The organism is Sphingomonas colocasiae (assembly GCF_019880585.1).
In the GTDB taxonomy this organism is placed as follows: domain Bacteria; phylum Pseudomonadota; class Alphaproteobacteria; order Sphingomonadales; family Sphingomonadaceae; genus Sphingobium_A; species Sphingobium_A colocasiae.
Genome location: NZ_JAINVV010000004.1, coordinates 28,402 through 46,231 on the forward strand (window position 1 = coordinate 28,402; position 17,830 = coordinate 46,231).

Genomic DNA, 17,830 nt, shown 5'->3' on the forward strand with positions numbered 1-17,830 from the left:
AAACGCAGGACCAATCATTGAAACAAATGTGCCGCAAGCCCGAGACTCGGGCGGCCGCCCATTTGGATTGGGGGACTGACAATGAAACATCGTCGTTCATTGGTTTTCGGCCTGCTCGTCAGCAGCGCCTCGATCGTCGCATTTCCGCCCTCGGCCGCGATCGCGCAGGACGTGACGGCGGATCAGTCGTCGCAGGCGGATGCCGCTCCGCGCGATGGCGAACTTGCGGAGATCGTCGTCACCGCGCAGAAACGGGCCGAACCGCTGCAGCGGGTTCCCGCTGCGGTAACCGCCTTCGGCAGCGACCAGATCGCGCGCTACGGCTTTTCCGATGCCAAGAGCCTGACCCAGCAGACGCCGGGATTGCAGATCAAGTCATCCAACGGGCAGACCAAGCCCAATGTCTTCCTGCGCGGCATCGGCACGTCCGATTTCAACGCGACGGCATCGGCGGCCGTCGGCTTCTATGTCGACGAGGTCTATCAGGGGCTTCAGTCGAACCAGCTTTTCCAGATCTTCGATCTCGACCGGATCGAGGTGCTGCGCGGGCCGCAGGGCACGCTGTACGGCCGCAACACCACGGGCGGCGCGATCAATTTCTTCACGCGCAAGCCCGATGGCTCGACGCGCGCCAACGGTACGCTGACCTATGGGCGGTTCGATCAGCTCGAGGCGGAAGCCGGCGTCCAGACGGGGCTGAGCGACACGCTCAGCATCAGATTGTCGGGCGTGTATCGCCGCAGCGACGGCGACGGCGTCAATCTGTTCGACGGCAAGCGCATCCGCGATTACCGGACGATGGGTGGCCGCGGCATCATCCGCTGGGCGCCGGATGGCCATGAATGGACGCTCAGCCTGTTCGGCGGGCGGCATCGCGGCGACGGGGTCCGCTATCATTTCCAGCGCGTCGACAACGGCCTGTTTCCTGACGATGTACTGCCGATCATCGGCGTGGCTTCGCCCTATGAGGAACCGGGCGGTTTCTATGACGGCTCATGGGATCTGCCGGAAACCGACCGGATCAATTCGCACGGCGGATCGCTGGCGGGCAGGATCGATCTCGGCGGCGGGTTCACGCTGCACAGCATCACCGGATATCAGCGCGTCAGCGCCTATACCCGGTTCGATTCGGACGCGTCTCCGCTCAATTATGTGAACGTGATCTATTCCGACAAGGATTGGCAGGCATCGCAGGAATTGCGGCTGGAATCCGATCCCGAACAGCGGCTGAGCTGGATCGTTGGCGGTTATTTCTACCGCGATCGCATCCGCGCCTCGAACCATTTCGACATCGGCCGCTTCGCCCGCGAACTGTTCGGCGCGCAGCCCGACCTCAGCGACTCGCACGCGCCGATCGATCTTGGTCAATTCTATACCCAGCGCACGCGCAGCATCGCGGCTTTCGGATCCGCGAGCTACCGGTTCAGCGACACGCTGAAGCTCACCGCCGGCCTGCGCTACACGCGTGATCGCAAGACGCTCGACTATGTCACCACCGCCGATGCCGCCGAAGCGATCGGCATTCCCGCGTTGATCGACGTGGCGCGGCGCAGGAACTGGGAAGGCGTCACCGGCAACGCCGTCATCAATTATCAGGTGACGCCGGCGACGCTGATCTACGCATCCTATAATCGCGGGTTCAAGAGCGGCGTCTACAACGCCTCGCCATTCTTCAATCCCGACGATGTGAACTCGGCCGATCCCGAGCATGTGGACGCCTATGAGCTCGGTCTGAAGACGACGGTGCTCGATCGGCGGCTGCGGATCAATCTGTCGGCATTCCAGAACAGCTTCTCCGACCTTCAGGTCTTCCAGTTCGTTCCCGATCCGACCACCGGCATCCCGACGTCGCGCTATTCCAACGCGGGCGCGGCGCGGGTGCGCGGCCTCGAATTCGAGATCCAGGCGAAGCCGGTTCCCGATCTGACGCTGGCGCTGAGCGGCGCCTATCTCGACGCCAAATATACGCGCTTCATCGCGGTGGCGGACGATCCGGCCACCCCGGTGAACGAGGCCCGCGATCTTTCCGGCAACCGGTTGATCGCCGCGCCGCGCTGGAACGTCAGCGGATCGATCGAATATGCCATCCATGTCGGCGGTGTCGACATCGTGCCCGGCTATGACTTCAGCTATAACAGCCTGCAATATTTCACCGCCGAGAACAGCCGCGCGCTCTCCCAGCCGCGATATCTGGTCCACAATGCCGGGATCGCGATCCGTTCGCCCGACGAGCGCTACGGGCTCATGATCTGGGCGCGCAATTTCACCGGCCGGCATTTCAACAACGAGATCCTGCCGCTGCCCGATTTCGGCCTGAACGGCGTGGTGCGGGGAACGCGCGCCAGCTACGGCATAACGCTGACCGCCAGATATGAGTGATCGCGTCGAGCGGATCGTCATCGTCGGCGCTGGGCAGGCGGGCGGACGGGCGGCGTCGGAACTGCGTGGTCTCGGCTTTGCGGGATCCATCACGATCCTGGGCGATGAAGCCCGCCTGCCCTATGAGCGGCCACCCTTGTCGAAGGTGGTGCTGGCCGGCGATGCCCGTGCCGAGGATGCGCCGGTCAATCCCGCGGCCTTTTATGAGGAACAGGGCATCGAACTGCGCCTGGACGATCCGGCATGCGCGATCGATCGCGCGGGATCGGCGGTGTCGCTCGGGAGCGGCGAGACCATCCCATATGATCGGCTCATTCTCGCCACCGGCGTTCGGCCGCGTGCCTTGCGGGTCGCGGGCGCCGACATGGCCGGGATATTCAGCCTGCGAACGGCGGCGGATGCCGAACGGATCGGTGCGTCGCTCGCGACGGCGCGCTCCGTCGCGATCGTGGGTGGCGGCTTTGTCGGGCTCGAAGTGGCGTCGCTGGCCAGCGCGCGCGGATTGCCGGTCACGGTGATCGAACGCGCGGGGCGCTGCCTGTCCCGCGTCGTTCCCCCGCTTGCCGCCGGGCGCATCGCCGCCCGCCACCTGGAACGGAATGTCCGGATCCGGTGTGATGCGGAGATTGCGGCGATCACCGGCGATGGGCGGGTGGAGCATATCGAACTCGCCGATGGGGAGCGCGTGGCCGCCGATCTGGTGATCGTCGGAATCGGATCGCGGCCGCAGGACGATCTCGCGCTGGCGGCGGGGCTCGCCTGCGCCGATGGCGTGCTTGTCGATGCGCGGGGGCGGACATCGGATCCCGCGATCCATGCGATCGGTGATGTCGCGCGCCATGGCGCGGGGCGCCACGAATCATGGCAGAACGCCGAACACGGCGCCGCCAGGGCGGCATCGTCGATCATGGGGCTGCCGCTGCCGGCGGACGATGCTCCCTGGTTCTGGACCGATCAGCAGGGCTGGAACGTGCAGCTCGTCGGCGCCTTCGTGGATGGCGACGACGTGCGCGAGGTCTCTCTCGGCCCGGAAAGCTTCGTCCATCTCCATGTGCGTGACGGGCGCCTGGCCGGCGCGGTGCTGTTCAACGCAGGGCGGGAGCGCCGGAAGCTGACGCGCATGATCGGTCAGGCGGCGTCTTTCGATCAGATCATCGGCCAACAGACAGGATTGGGTGTGGCATGAAATTGGTGAGTTATGTGGCGGATGGCGCTGTGCGGCCCGGTGCGCTGCGCGATGACGGGCGAATCGTCGATCTGGGTGGACTCGCACCGTCGGTGCTCGCGCTGATCGCCGGCGACGCCTTGGACCGCGTGCGCGCTCTTGTGTCCGATCCGGCCACGCGGCTGGCGCCATCTGCCGCGCCGATCGTCGCGCCAATCCCCGAACCCCGCCGCAACATCTTCTGCGTGGGCAAGAATTATCGCGAGCACGCGCTGGAGTTCGGCGGAAGCGGTTTCGACGGCGGCGCGAAGGGCGGCGACGAGATCCCCGAGGCGCCGATCATCTTCACCAAGGCGACCACAAGCGTCGTGGGGCCGTTCGCGCCGGTGCTGGGTTGGCTCGATCCGGATGGGCAGGTCGATTATGAGGGCGAGCTTGCCGTCGTCATCGGCCGTGGCGGACGTGCCATCGCCGCGCATGACGCGATGAGCCATGTGTTCGGCTACACCATCGTCAACGACATCACGGCGCGCGGTGCGCAGAAGCGGCACAAGCAATGGCTGCTCGGCAAGGGACTCGATACATTCTGCCCGATGGGTCCGACGCTGGTGACGGCTGACGAGATCGGCGATCCGGCCGGCTTGCGCGTTATCACCCATGTCAATGGCGAGCTGCGCCAGGATGCGCCGGTTTCCGATCTGATCTTCGACATTCCGGCGCTGATCGCGGCGATCTCGCAGGGGATCAGCCTGTTGCCCGGCGACGTGATCGCCACCGGCACGCCCGCGGGTGTGGGGATCGGTTTCTCGCCGCCGCGATTCCTGGCGGCGAACGACATCGTCAGCGTGCGGATCGATCCGATCGGCACGCTCGAAAACCCCATCCACTGAACGAAAGGCGAAACCGACATGGCCGATATCGCGATCTACAATCCCGAAACGCTTGGCGCGCCGCTGGGCCAATATACGCATGTCACGCGCGTGCGCGCCAATGAGTTCCTGTTCATCGCGGGCATGCTGTCCGCCAATCCGGCGGGTGAAATCGTCGGGGAGGGCGATTTCGACGCGCAATGCGTGCAGGTGTTCGCCAATATCGAGGCCGCGCTCGCTTCGGCCGGCGCCAGTTTCGCGAACGTGGTCCAGTTCACCACCTATCTGGTCCATTCGCAGGATATTCCGCGCTTCATGTCCTATCGCCTGCGCGCCTTCCCACGCCTGTTCCCCAGCGGAATCTATCCGCCCAATACCCTGTTGATGGTCGATCGGCTGGTGCAGGAGCCATTTCTTGTCGAGGTGCAGACTATTGCGGCCATTTAATGTAGACGGATTTTGTAACGACGGATTTTGTGATTTCGAATGAAAGGTTTGAAATGAACGCGCTTGCCGATTTCCTGAAAGCGCAAGCACCGAACAAGCCCGTGGCCGATGTGCTTGCGGACATATTCCGCAAGCGGATCATGGATGGCGAGTATCTGCCGGGCGAACGCCTGGTCGAGGCCGATCTCACCAAGCTGTACGGCGTCAGCCGCGGGCCGATCCGGGAGGCCATCCGCAGGCTGATCGCGGAAGGACTGGTGGAGGCCGAGAAGCATCGCAGTCCGACGGTCAAGGGCCTCGATCAGGCGCAGTTCCAGGAAATGTTCGAGATCAGGGGCGTGCTGGAAGGCTATGGCGCCGCGCTCGCCGCGCGCAACGTGACGGACGCCGCGAAACGCAAGGCGCTGAAGGAAGAGGCGCAGAAATGGCGATCGGGCGTCTATTCCTCCGCGCCCGAGGTCTTTGTCGCGGCGAACACGCGCTTCCACGACGAGATCGGCGTTCTCGCCAATCGCGAACTGCTTGCCACCCAGATCCGCATGCTGGCGATCCCGGGCTATAAGGCGGTGTTCGAACCGCTGCTCCAGCCCGAGGAGATGGCGCGGTCGTCGGTCGATCACGCCGATATCCTGGAATTGATCGCGAAGGGTGACGCGACGGCGGCCGAGGCGCGGATGCGCAGCCATGTGCAGAATTCGGGCGCTCGTGTCGGCGCCAAATATTCCGATCAATTGTTCGACCGGCGCCTGCGTGAGCTGGAACGATTGCGGGGCCTCGATTCCTTCAAATCGGACTGAGGCGGATCGTACCTGTCAGGCCGACGACCCGGCTCGGCGGCGATCGAACATGATCGTCGCCGCGCCGTTGAATTCGATTTCGCCGATCGGGCGATAGCCGCGCGCGGTGGCCAGCCTGATCGACGGCGTGTTCGCCGGATCGATCAGGCAGGTGGTGCATGGGGCGGGCAGATGCGCGTCGGCCCAGGCGAGCACCGCCGTCAGCGCCTCGCCCGCCAGCCCGCGCCCCTGCGCGCCTGATGCGAGCATCCAGCCGGTTTCCGGCTGCTCGCCCGACATCGGCACGCCCACGCGCTGCTGATAGGCGAGCGCGATCTCGCCGACGAAGCGGCCGGTGTCCGCCTCGCGCAGCATCCAATAGCCGAAGCCGAACAGCGACCAATGGCCGGCATATTTGAGCAGCCGGGCCCAGCCCTCCTCGCGCGTGCAGGGCTTGCCGATGAAGCGCAGCAACTCGGGATCGGACCAGAGCGCGAGGATGTCCGCGAAATCTCGTTCGGCCGGCCGGCTGAGCGTCAGGCGCGGCGACGAAAGCATATCGGGCGCGGCGCAAGCGATCACGGCGCGGGTTTGAGCGCGATCACGCGTTCGGCCGCCTGGTCGACCGCAGCCCGGCTGAACGAGAGCGGCGCGTAGCGCCCCTCCTTCCAGGCCGGCAGCAGATCGCGATAATGCGGATCGCTCGGGTCGCCCGACTGGCCGGGCATGTTGAGGAACATCGACTTGTCCCAATCGCCGACATCCATCACCAGCCGGACCGAGGGGCCGTGGACGGCGGCGAAGCTGCTGCCGCGATAGGCGGTCATCGCGGGGGTGGAGGAGGATCCCGCCACCGGCACCGGCCCCACCGTCATCGACTGCCGCAGCGCGTCGTCCGCCAGCGCGGCGACGGCGGGCTTGAGCGTGAGCGTGTGCAGCCGGCCCCATTGCCATGTCGTCATGTCCGGCCCCAGCTTCCCGCGCAGATCGGCGAGCGTCGCTTCCAGACTGTCGAGCAGCATCGATTTCGCTGCCGCCGCCGGATCGGCGCCCAGCAATGCGTCGCGCGTCTCCAGCAGGGAAAGCAGCGCGTCGGGCGATCCGCGCTCGATGATCGGGCGCGCGGGCGCCGGGGCGATCCGATCGACCATCACGCGGCCGAGATGCTGGGTCAGCCAGCTTTCGTAGATCGCCGCCGCCACGCTCTCCGCCGCGACATTGCCGTCCCACGCCTTGATCAGCGCCAGCGCCTGGCGCGCCTCGGGCGTCCCGCCTTCGAGCGGGGCGGCCAGCGCGATCATGCGCAACGCCAGGAAGCTGCCGGTATCCATCTGCAGCGCCATCGCGTCGGCGACCGACAGGCGGGGCTTGGCGGCCATCACCTGCGAGATACGATCGATGCGGCTGCGATCGCTCCATTCGAAATTGAGTGGATAACGTGGCGTATAGCCGGCCGGGAAGTTCATTTCGTTGGCGCTTGCGAACCAGCCCTTTTCCGGATTCTTGATCTGCGGCAGGTCGGCGGGGCGGCTGACGCCTTGCCATTCATAACGGCCATCGCCGGGGACTGGCAGCAATCCGTCCCAATTGGAGCGGATCGGCGCGAAGCCGGCGGCGGACCAGCCCGTCGTGCCGCTGAGATCTGCCCAGATCAGGTTGAGCGGCGGCGTGCCCCAATGATCGGCGGCCTTGCGGAAATCGCTCCAGTTCGCGGCGTTCGCCAGCCAGGATGCGGCGGCATAGCCCGATGCTCCCGGTTCGGACCAAGCGGTACGGAGCGCGAAGGCGCGACCTTTTTGAGCCTCCTGCCGCAGCACCGGACCGTGTCTGGTGTAGCGGAGCTCGACCTCGACCGGTGCGCCGCCCTTCACGGGAATGGTCTCGCGCACCCGCTTCATCTTCTCCCAGCGGCCGCGATAGCGATAGGAATCCGGATCGCCGGCTTTGGTCTCGTAGACGTAGAGATCCTCCTGATCGGTGCCGAAGATGGTCAGGCCGAACGCCGCCTTGCCGTTGTGGCCGAACGACACGCCGGGAATCGCGGGCTCGCCCGCGCCGATCAGCGAAACCCCCGGCGCGTCGAGATGAACGACATAGCGAAGGCTGGGCACGCCGAAGGCGCGATGCGGATCATTGGCCAGGATCGGCCGGCCGGTCGCGGAATGAGAGGGGGCGATCACCCAGTTGTTCGATCCATCCGCGGTGTTCGGATCGGCCGCATCGGCAAGGCGTGCCGTTGCGGTCGAGGGCGGTGGCGATGGCGCGAAGCTCACTTCGGCTGTGGCGAGAAGATAATCCTCCATCACCTCCGGGGTGACGGCACAGGGATCGAGCCCCTGCGGCATGACCGGCGCATGATCCGGGTAAAGCTTGGCGCGCAGCCGGTCTGCTTCGAGCCCGCCGGCACAGGCAACCCGCGCGCGCAACACTTCCTGCCTGGCGTTGGAAACCAACGCGTGGCTGCGGATGCGGAGAATGTCGTCCGCCTGCCAGCGTTCCGGCCGGCTGCCGGTGATGTCGAATTCGACCGGCAATGGCTTGGTGCCGGCCAGCACCTCGTCGACATAAGCGTTTACCCCCGCCGCGAATGCGGTGTAGCGATCGCGGCTTCCCGGTGCGTACCGCGTCCATTCATGGGCCATGTCGCCGCGATAGAGGAAGAGCCGCGCGGCGCGGTCCTGCTTGACATAAGCGGGGCCGAAGCTGGCGGAAAGCAGGCCGAGCCCCCGCTTGCGCCAGAGGTCGATCTGCCACAGCCGATCGCGCGCGGCATTGTAGCCCTGCAGGAAATAGGCATCGCGTTCCGATTTCGCGTAGATATGCGCCAGTCCCCAGCGGTCGACGACGATTTCGGCGGGCTGTTGCAGGCCGCGTACGGCCCAGTCGTCGCGCTTCACGTCCGATGCGGCGGCGACGGACGGCAGGGCGGCGGCGATCAGCGCAATCGATCGAATCCGGGGCAGGGCAGGCATCATCCGGTCACTCTCCTCTCAACCAGTTTATGGATGATCGGGCGCAGCATCAGGGCCGCGACCAGCCCCGTGACGGCGATGCCGGCATGCAGCAGCCAGAATTCCGGCGCCCCCATCCTTTCGTAGAAGCGACCAAGCCAGCCGACGGTGAAATTGGCAAGTGCGATCGACATGATCGCGAGGCTCATCATGATCGTCGCCTTGGCGGGCGGCGCGTGGCGCGATACGAATGCCTTGAGCGGCGGTTCGCCCCAGATGAAGCTGAAATCGAGCATCACGAAAAAGGCGAGCACCCAGATGAGGGGCACCGGCCCGGACGCGGTCGCGGCACCCAGCGCCAGGATCGCGAAGGCGGTCGCCGCCATCGCGCAGCCGATCGCGATCTTGCCGATATCGCCGGGCTCGCGGCCGCGCGCGTCCAGCGCCCGCCACAGTCGGACGCCGGCGAGGATGCCGGCCATGGTGGCGATGCCGTCGAAGGTGAAGATCCAGGTGACGGGGATCGTCAGCCCCCAGGCCCGGCGGTCGACATGGTCGGTCGCCCAGACGGGAAACAGCGTATAGGCCTGATAGACCGCGCTGAACATCAGCACGAAGGGGATGAACGCCAGCAGCAGCCCCAGGATCGCGCGCCAGTCGTCGCGGGTGAGCGGGGCCTGCGCGACGCTCAGGCGGACGACAGGCGGTTCGGGGGGCAGATGGCGCCGGCCCGCGAGGTAGATGATCAACGCCGCGACCATCGCGACCGCCGCGACGCCGAAGCCGTAATGCCAGCCCAGCGTCTCGCCCAGCGTGCCGCAGACGAGCGGCGCGGAAAGCGCGCCGATATTGCGGACGAGCATGTAGATGCCGAAGCCGCGCGTACGGCGCGGATCGTCCGCGCCGTAGAGGCGGCCGATCTGGACGGCCATATTGCCCTTGATGAAGCCCGCGCCGAGCACGAGCAGCAGCAGCGCAAGCAGGAACAGCCGTTCCGACGTCATCGACAGATGGCCGAGCGTCATCAGCACCGCGCCCAGCACGATCGTCCGCGTCTGCCCGAGCACGCGATCGCCCAGCCAGCCGCCGAGCAGCGGTGTCGTGTTGACCAGCCCGACATAGAGGCCGAAAATCTGCGACGCGAGCGCGATGGTGGTCATCGGCCCGCCGATCGACTCGAGCCCGGCGCGCAGCTGGCCGAGCCCGGCGACATGCTCGAAATGCCCCGGCCGCAGCAACTGGCCGACCATGTAGAGCATCAGCAGCGCCTGCATGCCGTAATAGGAAAAGCCCTCCCACACCTCGGTGAAGGCGAGGTAGGCCAGGCCGCGCGGATGTCCGAAAAAGGCGGTGTCCGCGCTGCGTTCCATGCTTTCCCCAAAAGCGGTTCATCGCCCCGCGCGACGAATATCTATTGACTGTGTACCTCAAAAATACAATGTGTATACAGATTTTTGAGTGCACGCGTCTCAGCGTCGGAACAGGGGTTTCATGTCGTTATCAAGCACCGGCGGGGGTGTCGCACAATGCCGTCGGTAACCATCGATCCCAAGGCCGGCGTGCAGGCGGAACCCGAGATCGTCCGCGAGGCGATCGATATCCTCGACCGGCTGGTCGGGTTCGACACGACATCGTCCGAATCGAATCTGGCGCTGATCGCCTATGTCGAGGGGTATCTCGCCGAACATGGTGTGACGTCGCGCCGCATCGCCAATGCCGACGGGTCCAAGGCCAATCTGCTCGCCACGATTGGAGAGGGGATGGCGGGCGGCATCGTCCTTTCGGGCCATACCGACGTGGTGCCGGTGAAGGATCAACCCTGGACGTCCGATCCGTTCGTGCTCACCCGGCGGGGCGACCGGCTCTATGGGCGCGGCACCAGCGACATGAAGAGCTTCCTGGCGCTGGCGCTGGCGGCAGTGCCGCTGCTGGCGCGGGCGCCGCTCGCTCGCCCCGTGCACCTCGCCTTTTCCTATGACGAGGAGATCGGCTGCCTTGGTGCGCCCGATCTGATCCGCAACATCGTCGACGACGGTTATAGCCCGATGGCCGCGATCATCGGCGAGCCGACGGGCATGACGATCGTCAACAGCCACAAGAGCATCCACCTCTATGAAGTGGTGGTGATCGGCCGCGAGGCGCATTCGAGCCTGGTGCATGAAGGCGTGTCGGCGAACATGGTCGCGATCGAACTGCTCGCCACGCTGGTCGAGATTGCCGAGGCCGAACAGCGCGACCATCGCGATCCGCGTTTCGAGCCGCAATGGTCGACGCTGACGGTGGGCACGATCCAGGGCGGCACCGCGCCCAACATCCTGGCGCGCGAATGCCGCTTCACCTTCGATCTGCGCTGCATTCCCGATCGCGAGGCGGAAACCGTGCTCGAACCCTTCTGGCGCGCGGTGGAGCGGGCGCAGGCACGGCTCGCGGCGGAAGGCGACGGCACCGGCGTCGTCATCAACCGCCTGGCGCAGGTGCCGGCGCTGCGCCGCGAACTGAGCGGCGCGGCCGAGCAATTGTCGGCGATGCTGAGCGGCGCGAACGAGCCGGGAACCGCGGTTTCCTATGGCGCGGAGGCGGGTCAGTTCCAGGCGGCCGGTCTTTCCACTGTCATCTGCGGCCCGGGATCGATATCTCAGGCGCACCGGCCGGACGAATTCGTCGAGCTGAGCCAGATCGAAGCGGGCGCCCGCTTCATCGCCCGGCTCGTCGCATTCGTCCGCGGGGGATGAGGGAAAGGCAGGCAGCATGGGAAGCAAGACGATCGCCAAGGCCGTGAACGATCCGGACGAAACCGGCTCGGACGATGGCGCGCTGGGCGATGGCGTGCGTCAGTCTTCGGGGCAGAAAGTCTATACGCTGCTGCGCGAACAGATCCTCAGCCTTGAACTCGCGCCCAATACCGAGCTGGACGAAGTGCAGTTCAGCCGCGAGCTCGGCTTTTCGCGCACGCCGATCCGCGAGGCGCTGATCCGCCTGGCATCGGACAGCCTCGTCGTCCTCGCGCCCAATCGCGGCGCGCGCGTGGCGCCGCTCGATCTCGATCAGGTGCCGCAGGTGCTCGAAGCGCTCGAACTCTATGAACGCGCGACGACGCGCTGGGCGGCGCTGCGCCGCCAGCCGGTGCATCTCGCGCTGCTGGAACAGCGCAATCGCGAGTTCGCGGTCGCCTGCGAAACCGAGGATCCGCGCGTGATCGTGGAGGCGAACTGGGCATTCCACGATGCGATCAACCAGGCGTGCGGCAACAAATATCTGGCGGCCGATTGCTCGAAGATGCTGCGCGGCGTGATGCGCCTGTCCTTGCTCGCCTTTCGGCAGAGCGACGCGCAGCTTTCCAGCTACGACGTGATCGAGCAGCACCGCGAGATGATCGAGGCGATCCGCAGCGGCAATGCCGATCTGGCGGAGGAACTGGTCTATCAGCATTCGGACGAGTTCCGCGACCGGATGAAGACCTTCGTCGCGGGGACGTCGACGGCGGATTTCTCGCTGGTCGGGCGGCGGGGGTAACAACCCCACTTTGTCATTCCCGCGAAAGCGGGAATCCAGCTTCTTCTTCTTTCTGACGCTTCACGGAAAAGCTGGATTGACCTACGGTCGACTACGTCTCCCGCGTGCGCGGGAATGACACAGAAAGGCGAAGTTGGAGTCTAATCCTCCAGATCACCCGGCACCGCGCCGGCCGCGCTGAACATCAGGATCGCGGTCGGCACGGTCAGCGTCATCACGATCAGCAGGGCGTAGCGCAGGCCGGTCGGCCCCATCGACGCGCTGAACATGTCGCTGAGCGCGCCCGTCACCACCGGCCCCAGGCCGAAGCCGAGCAGATTGCCGAAGAACAGCAGCAGCGCGATCGCGGTCGCCCGTCGCGCGCTGCCGCACACCGCGTGAACCGCCGCGAAGGCCGCGGGCAGCGAGGCGTAGAGCAGGATGCCGCCGAGCGTGCTGATCGCCAGGAACCAGCCGAGATCGTCGATCAGGAACATCAGCGTGTTGGGGAGCGCGGCAAGGCCGAAACCGAGCGCCGGGAACCAGGCGATCCATCTTTTGTCGCGCCGGACCAGCATGTCGCACGCCATGCCGCCCGCAAGGCTGCCGATCAGCACCGCGACGCCCGAAGACAAGCCATAATAGAGCCCGGCATCTGCGATCGGGCTGCCGACCACGCGGATCAGATAGGATGGCACGAAGACGAGCGAGCCATAGGCTGCGAAATTGTAGAAGGTGAAGCCGATCAGCAGCCGCACGAAGGAGCGTTTGGCGGCGAGGCGACGGATCGAGGCGCCGAAGGCTTCGGTGGTGCCGCGCGGCGCCGAAGTTGCGCCGGAACGGCGGGGTTCGTCGAGCAGGAAATAGACGATCGCCGCGATCAGCAGCCCCGGCAGCCCGAACGCCATCAGCGTCGCGCGCCAGCCATAAGCGGTGACGATCTGCGACCCGATCGAAAGACCGATCAGATAGCCCGCCGTGCCGGATGTCGCGAAGATGCCGATCGCGCGCGCGCGTGAAGATGGCGGGAAATAATCGACGATCAGCGCCTGTGCGGGCGGGGTCGCGCCCGCTTCCCCGACGCCGACGCCGATCCGCGCGAGCAGCAATTGCCAGAAACTGCCCGCAACCGCGCACAGCATCGTCATCGCGCTCCAGATGCTGATCGCGACGGTGATCAGCAGCGTGCGATCGCCGCGATCGGCCCAGCGCGCGATCGGCAGGCCGAGCATCGAATAAAGCAGCGCGAAGGAGAGGCCGCTAAGCAGCCCCAATTGCGTGTCGGAAACGCCGAATTCCTGCTTGATCGGTTCGAGCAGGACCGAGATCACGACACGGTCGATCGAACTCGACGTGCCGACCAGGAACAGGATCGCCAGGAAGAACCAGCGCCGCGCGGGCGAATAGAGATGCGACGATCCGGTGGTCGCGGCCTGATCCGGGGCGGCAGCGCCCGGCGTCATGGGCGTGGCCCGGTGTTGCGCCCCTCCCAGGTGCGGAACCAGCGCAGCACGCGTATGCCCTGGTCGATCTGCGCCTCGAAGCGCGCCGCGGCGTGCCCTTCCTCGGGATAGAGCACCAGCTCGCTCGGCACGCCGCCCAGCACCAGCGCATGGTGATATTGCACGGCCTGGCTCGACGGTGTGGTCTTGTCCTGCTCGCCGGCGATCAGCAGTGTCGGCGTCACCACCGTGTTCGCACGCGCCAGTGGGCTGCGTTGGTCGAACACGCCGCCGACATCATAGGGGTCGCCGCCCGAATAGAGCGACAGGAATTCGGGATGGTGCGCGGTGAAGAATTGGCTGCGCATGTCGGTGAGTGGCGCGATCGCGCAGGCGGCCTTGAACCGGTCGGTCTGGCCGACCAGCCAGCAGGTCATGAACCCGCCATAGCTGCCCCCGGTGACGAACAGCTGGGTCGGATCGACATCGTGATTGGCGATGACATGGTCGACGCCGGCGAGGATGTCGTGCGCGTCCTCGCCCGCCATGTCGTCGATCACGCGCGATGCGAAATCGAGCCCGCGTCCGGAACTGCCGCGCGGATTGGGGAAAAGCACCGCATAGCCCGAACTGACGAGCAAGGCGGCGAGCGGATTGTCGAAACTCCAGGAATCGCGGAACAGGTGCGACGGCCCGCCATGGATGAAGGCGACCAGCGGCGGCCGTTCGACGCCAGCAGGCAGGGCGAGATAGCCCATGATTTCCAGCCCGTCGCGCCCTTGCCAGCGGATCGCCTGGGCGGGCCGCATCGCATCCAGGATCGCGCGTGCGCCGTCATGCGCCAGATCGAGCACTACCCGCTCGCCGCCATCGTTATCGACGCGGATGATATGGGCGTAGCGGTCGAATGCATGACCCGGCACGATCGCGCCGGTGTGGCCGCTGGGCGTCGCGGCGGGAACCTTGCGGCCGCCGGTGCCCGGCGATCGCCACTCGATCGCGGTTTCGCCGGTGGAGAGGTCATGCGTGCCCGCGACGCTTCCGGGCGCCGCGAAGCCCGCGAAGAACAGGCGGGCGCTGTCGCGCCATGCGAGTGCCGAGACTTCGGCGCCGATCGCGGGCTGGCGCCGCTCGCCCGTCGCGCGATCGTAAAGCGTCAGCGTGCCGAGCGCGACGGTGCGGTGGAAGCGCCCCTCGACGATGGCGATGGTCCGCCCGTCGGGCGATCCGCAGACTCTGGCCAGTTCGACATCGGGTCGCGCGAAACGCGCGAACGCGCCGCCGCTTGCTGGCGCTATGCCGATTTCGGTCTGGTACCAGCCGCCCTCGGTGGGGCTGGAGGAGAGGATCGCGACGATTTCGTCGCTGCCGCACCAATCGGCTTCCCAGACAGTCTGGCCGGCGGTGCCGATCGCGGTCAGGCGGTTCGCCGCGATGTCCCAGACGCGCGCGCGCCGCCAGAGATTGTCGTGCGATCCGGTTTCGACCGTCGGCATCCAGGATGGGCGCGCGACATCCGCGCTGCCGATGCGCGCGGTGCTCGCCGATCCGGCGGCGTCCGCGCCGGCATCTGCGCTCTGGATCAGGATGCGCCGCCCATCGGCGGACCAAGCGAAACTCTCGACCGCCTCGCCCTCCAGCACGGGGCCGGCGATCTGAACCTCAGATGTGTCGGCGTCCGCCAGGAAAAGCTGGAAGTTGCCGCCGCCGCGGCCACGATCGGAGAGAAAGGCGAGCTGGGTGCCGTCGGGCGACCATTTGGGATCGGTATCGTTGGCGCCCGCGTTGCCCAGCAATCGCACGGTGCCATCGGTGCCGAGCAGCGCCAGTCGGGTGACCGGAAAGCCGCCTTCCGCTTCATAGACCGGCCCGGAAAAGGCGATCACGCCCGTCGCGGGATTCTCGACAGCGTGGACGATCGCATGGAATTGCGCGGTGCCGGGCCGATAGAGTTTCTCGAAATAATCGGCGACGCGCGTCTGGATCGCGGCGAGTTCGTCGTTTTCAATCATGCCGGCCCGGGTCTTTCGATCGTCGTCACGCAACACATGTTCCTATCGCATCGGGCGGCGGACCGGGAGGTCCGCCGCCCGACGGGATCAGAGATGGAATTCGAACTGGAGGCCGACGGTGCGCGGCCGGGTCCGGAATTCCAGGCTGACATCGCTGGGCGGCTGCAGGCGGCCGTTCCAGTTGGTGATATTCTCCACGAACAGTGTCGCGGTCCAGTTGTCGGGCGATTTCAGCGCGAAGCCGGCGCGGGCGGTGAAGGGCGCGTCGCTGATGAACAGCCGCGACACGCCGCCCGAAAGCAGGCGGCCGGGGATCTTCGAGCGATAATTCACCGATCCCGTGAACTGCCCTTCCAGGCCCGCGCCGCCGATCGGGAATTCATATTCGGCGAAGGCGCTGGCGGTATATTCGGGCGAGAAGGCCAGCCGCTCGCCCTTCTGGAACAGCACCACCGGGCCGGCGGCCGTCTGGGTGATGATCGCCGCGTCGAGGTCCAGCCCGTTCCAGCTGAAGGTGCCGCCGAAATCGAGCCCCCTCACCGGGCGGACCGTCGCGCTCAGATCGACGCCGAAGCCGCTGGCCGACGAACCGTTGACGCTGGCCGCGATCGGCGCCCCCATGAAGTTCAGGTTCACATTCTGCTGAATGTCCTTCCAGTCGATATAATAGAGCGCCGCGTCGAAGCTGAGCGCACCGTCGAGCAGGCTGCCCTTGGCGCCGATCTCGTAGTTGGAGAGCTTGTCCGCGCGGACGGGCGGCAGCGTCGGCGCGGTGCGGATCACCGTCGGGCTCTGGTTGAAGCCGCTGCGGAAGCCCTGCGAATAGGATGCATAGGCCGTGAAGCTGCGCGAGGGCAGCCAGGTGAGCACCACGCGCGGCGTGACCGCGTCGAAGGTTTCGGTGCGGTGTGCCAGAGGCTGGGCGGGGTTGCCCGTCGTCGGCGTCCGTTCGATCTGCGAGACGCGGTCGTTGAAATAGCGCAGGCCGCCGGTCAGCTCGAGCGTATCGTCGAGGAAGGTCTTGGTGAGCTGGCCGAACACCGCGTAGGAACGCGACTTGTCGTTGGTGTTGATCGGCGCGGGCAGCACGAACAGCGTCTGGTACAAAAGGTCGGTCGCGTCGCGGTAGAAGGCGCCGGCGGACCAGCGCCAGCTTCCCTCGCTCTTCGAATTGAGCAGCAGCTCCTCGGTGAAGACCTCGGATTCGATGTTCGAATAGAGCGTCTGCTTGGGGCCGAGCGTATTATAGTCGCGCAGGCCACGATTGACGAACTTCAGATAGCTGGTCGCGCTGGTGATGGCGACGCCGGGCAGGTCATAGCCGATCTTCGCGCTGAACGCGTCATAGTTCAGCTTCTGCGGGATCGGCACCGGCGCGAGCTGGATGCCGGCGGCATTGGCATAGCTGGGCGCATCCTGATCGATGCGCGAGATCCAGGCCGACAGGCCGATGCTGAGTGCGTCGGTCGGCTGCGCGTTGATCTTCAGCCGGACGTTGCGCGATTGGGTGTCGTTGGCGTTCTTGATGCCTTGCGCCGGCTGCTCGATCCAGCCGCCCGCATTCTCGAAACCCGCCACCACGCGCACCGCCAGCTTGCCTTCGACGAGCGGGATGTTGACCGCGATATCGCCGCGATAGCTTTCGTCGCCGTCCTGCGTCGAGGAGATGCCCGCGCGCGTCTTCAGCTCGAATTTGTCGAGATTGGCGTCGTTGGTCAGTAGGCGGACGACGCCGTTCAGCGCGTTGGCGCCATAGAGCGTGCCCTGCGGCCCGCGCAGCACCTCGATCCGCTGCATGTCGAAACCGTTGGTGTCGGGCAGGATCGCGGACTTCACCAGGCCGAAGGGCACCGAGTCGATATAATAGGCGGCGGTGCTCGATCCGGCGAGCGTCGCGCCATTGGCGGCCACGCCGCGAATGGTGAGCTGGGTGGCGCCGCCCTGCGCGGTGCTGGTGATCGAAACGCCCGCGACGTTGCGCAGCGCATCGGTGACGCCGCCCGTGGTCTGGCCGTCGAGCTGCGCGCCGCCGAGTACGGCGACCGAGATCGGCACGTCCTGCAGCCGTTCCTCGCGCTTCTGTGCGGTCACGACGATCTCGTCAGTGGCGTCTTCCGCCGCGTCGGCGGTCTGCGCGCCGGCGGGCGCCGCCCAGGCCAGCGGCAGCAGCGCCAATGCCACACCACACTGCAATCCCGTCGACAGCTTCTTCCGCATCATATCCCCCTGCACCTTTTCGGTTCGTCAGTGTTGAATTTCTCGTGAACACAATTTGTATAATCTGTGTAGACAAGTCA

At 66.1% G+C, this 17,830-nt stretch carries 13 protein-coding genes; 7 read left to right on the forward strand and 6 right to left on the reverse strand.

The genetic code is table 11. The features are described from left to right. The first annotated feature begins 81 nt into the window (after positions 1–81). Genes K7G82_RS06660 through K7G82_RS06680 form a run of 5 tightly spaced genes read left to right on the forward strand, consistent with a single transcriptional unit; the run spans position 82 to position 5,657 of the window. Positions 82–2,379, forward strand: coding sequence for a TonB-dependent receptor (locus tag K7G82_RS06660; RefSeq protein WP_222989086.1), 2,298 nt, complete (start codon positions 82–84; stop codon positions 2,377–2,379). Beyond that, complete coding sequence (locus K7G82_RS06665) at positions 2,372–3,565, forward strand: NAD(P)/FAD-dependent oxidoreductase (RefSeq protein ID WP_222989087.1); 1,194 nt, start codon at positions 2,372–2,374, stop codon at positions 3,563–3,565. Before K7G82_RS06660 ends, K7G82_RS06665 begins: the two co-directional genes overlap by 8 nt. Then, a complete protein-coding gene (locus K7G82_RS06670) occupies positions 3,562–4,434 on the forward strand; it encodes a fumarylacetoacetate hydrolase family protein (RefSeq protein ID WP_222989088.1) in 873 nt (290 codons plus the stop codon). Before K7G82_RS06665 ends, K7G82_RS06670 begins: the two co-directional genes overlap by 4 nt. An 18-nt stretch (positions 4,435–4,452) precedes the next feature. After that, complete coding sequence (locus K7G82_RS06675) at positions 4,453–4,860, forward strand: RidA family protein (RefSeq protein WP_222989089.1); 408 nt, start codon at positions 4,453–4,455, stop codon at positions 4,858–4,860. Between the two features lie 53 nt (positions 4,861–4,913). Further along, positions 4,914–5,657, forward strand: a complete 744-nt coding sequence (locus K7G82_RS06680) for a GntR family transcriptional regulator (RefSeq protein ID WP_222989090.1) — start codon at positions 4,914–4,916, stop codon at positions 5,655–5,657. A 15-nt stretch (positions 5,658–5,672) separates the two neighbouring features. On the opposite strand, the gene K7G82_RS06685 is transcribed toward K7G82_RS06680, so the two are convergent. The 3 genes from K7G82_RS06685 to K7G82_RS06695 are packed head-to-tail and all read right to left on the reverse strand — an operon-like array spanning position 5,673 to position 9,957. After that, positions 5,673–6,194, reverse strand: coding sequence for a GNAT family N-acetyltransferase (locus tag K7G82_RS06685; protein ID WP_222989091.1), 522 nt, complete (start codon positions 6,192–6,194; stop codon positions 5,673–5,675). A 20-nt stretch (positions 6,195–6,214) separates the two neighbouring features. Then, a complete protein-coding gene (locus K7G82_RS06690; protein WP_222989092.1) occupies positions 6,215–8,611 on the reverse strand; it encodes a penicillin acylase family protein in 2,397 nt (798 codons plus the stop codon). Next, positions 8,608–9,957 (reverse strand): peptide MFS transporter, encoded by a 1,350-nt coding sequence (locus K7G82_RS06695; RefSeq protein WP_222989093.1) that lies wholly within the window; start codon positions 9,955–9,957, stop codon positions 8,608–8,610. Before K7G82_RS06695 ends, K7G82_RS06690 begins: the two co-directional genes overlap by 4 nt. Before the next feature lie 156 nt (positions 9,958–10,113). Here K7G82_RS06695 and argE point away from each other — a divergent pair, with 156 nt between their 5' ends. Together argE and K7G82_RS06705 are read left to right on the forward strand one after the other, a co-directional pair. After that, entirely contained in the window at positions 10,114–11,319 is a 1,206-nt protein-coding gene (argE, locus tag K7G82_RS06700; protein WP_222989094.1) for an acetylornithine deacetylase, read from the forward strand. A 16-nt stretch (positions 11,320–11,335) separates the two neighbouring features. Continuing rightward, on the forward strand, positions 11,336–12,100 hold the full coding sequence (locus tag K7G82_RS06705) for a GntR family transcriptional regulator (RefSeq protein WP_222989095.1): 765 nt from the start codon (positions 11,336–11,338) through the stop codon (positions 12,098–12,100). A gap of 140 nt (positions 12,101–12,240) precedes the next feature. Here K7G82_RS06705 and K7G82_RS06710 read toward each other — a convergent pair whose 3' ends face one another. From K7G82_RS06710 to K7G82_RS06720, 3 genes are all read right to left on the reverse strand, one after another. After that, positions 12,241–13,542, reverse strand: coding sequence for a spinster family MFS transporter (locus tag K7G82_RS06710; RefSeq protein ID WP_222989096.1), 1,302 nt, complete (start codon positions 13,540–13,542; stop codon positions 12,241–12,243). Then, entirely contained in the window at positions 13,539–15,533 is a 1,995-nt protein-coding gene (locus K7G82_RS06715; RefSeq protein WP_222989097.1) for an alpha/beta hydrolase family protein, read from the reverse strand. Before K7G82_RS06715 ends, K7G82_RS06710 begins: the two co-directional genes overlap by 4 nt. Before the next feature lie 87 nt (positions 15,534–15,620). After that, positions 15,621–17,750 carry a TonB-dependent receptor gene (locus K7G82_RS06720; RefSeq protein ID WP_222989098.1) on the reverse strand — a complete coding sequence of 710 codons (2,130 nt, stop codon included), beginning with the start codon at positions 17,748–17,750 and terminating at the stop codon, positions 15,621–15,623. Between the last annotated feature and the right edge of the window lie 80 nt (positions 17,751–17,830).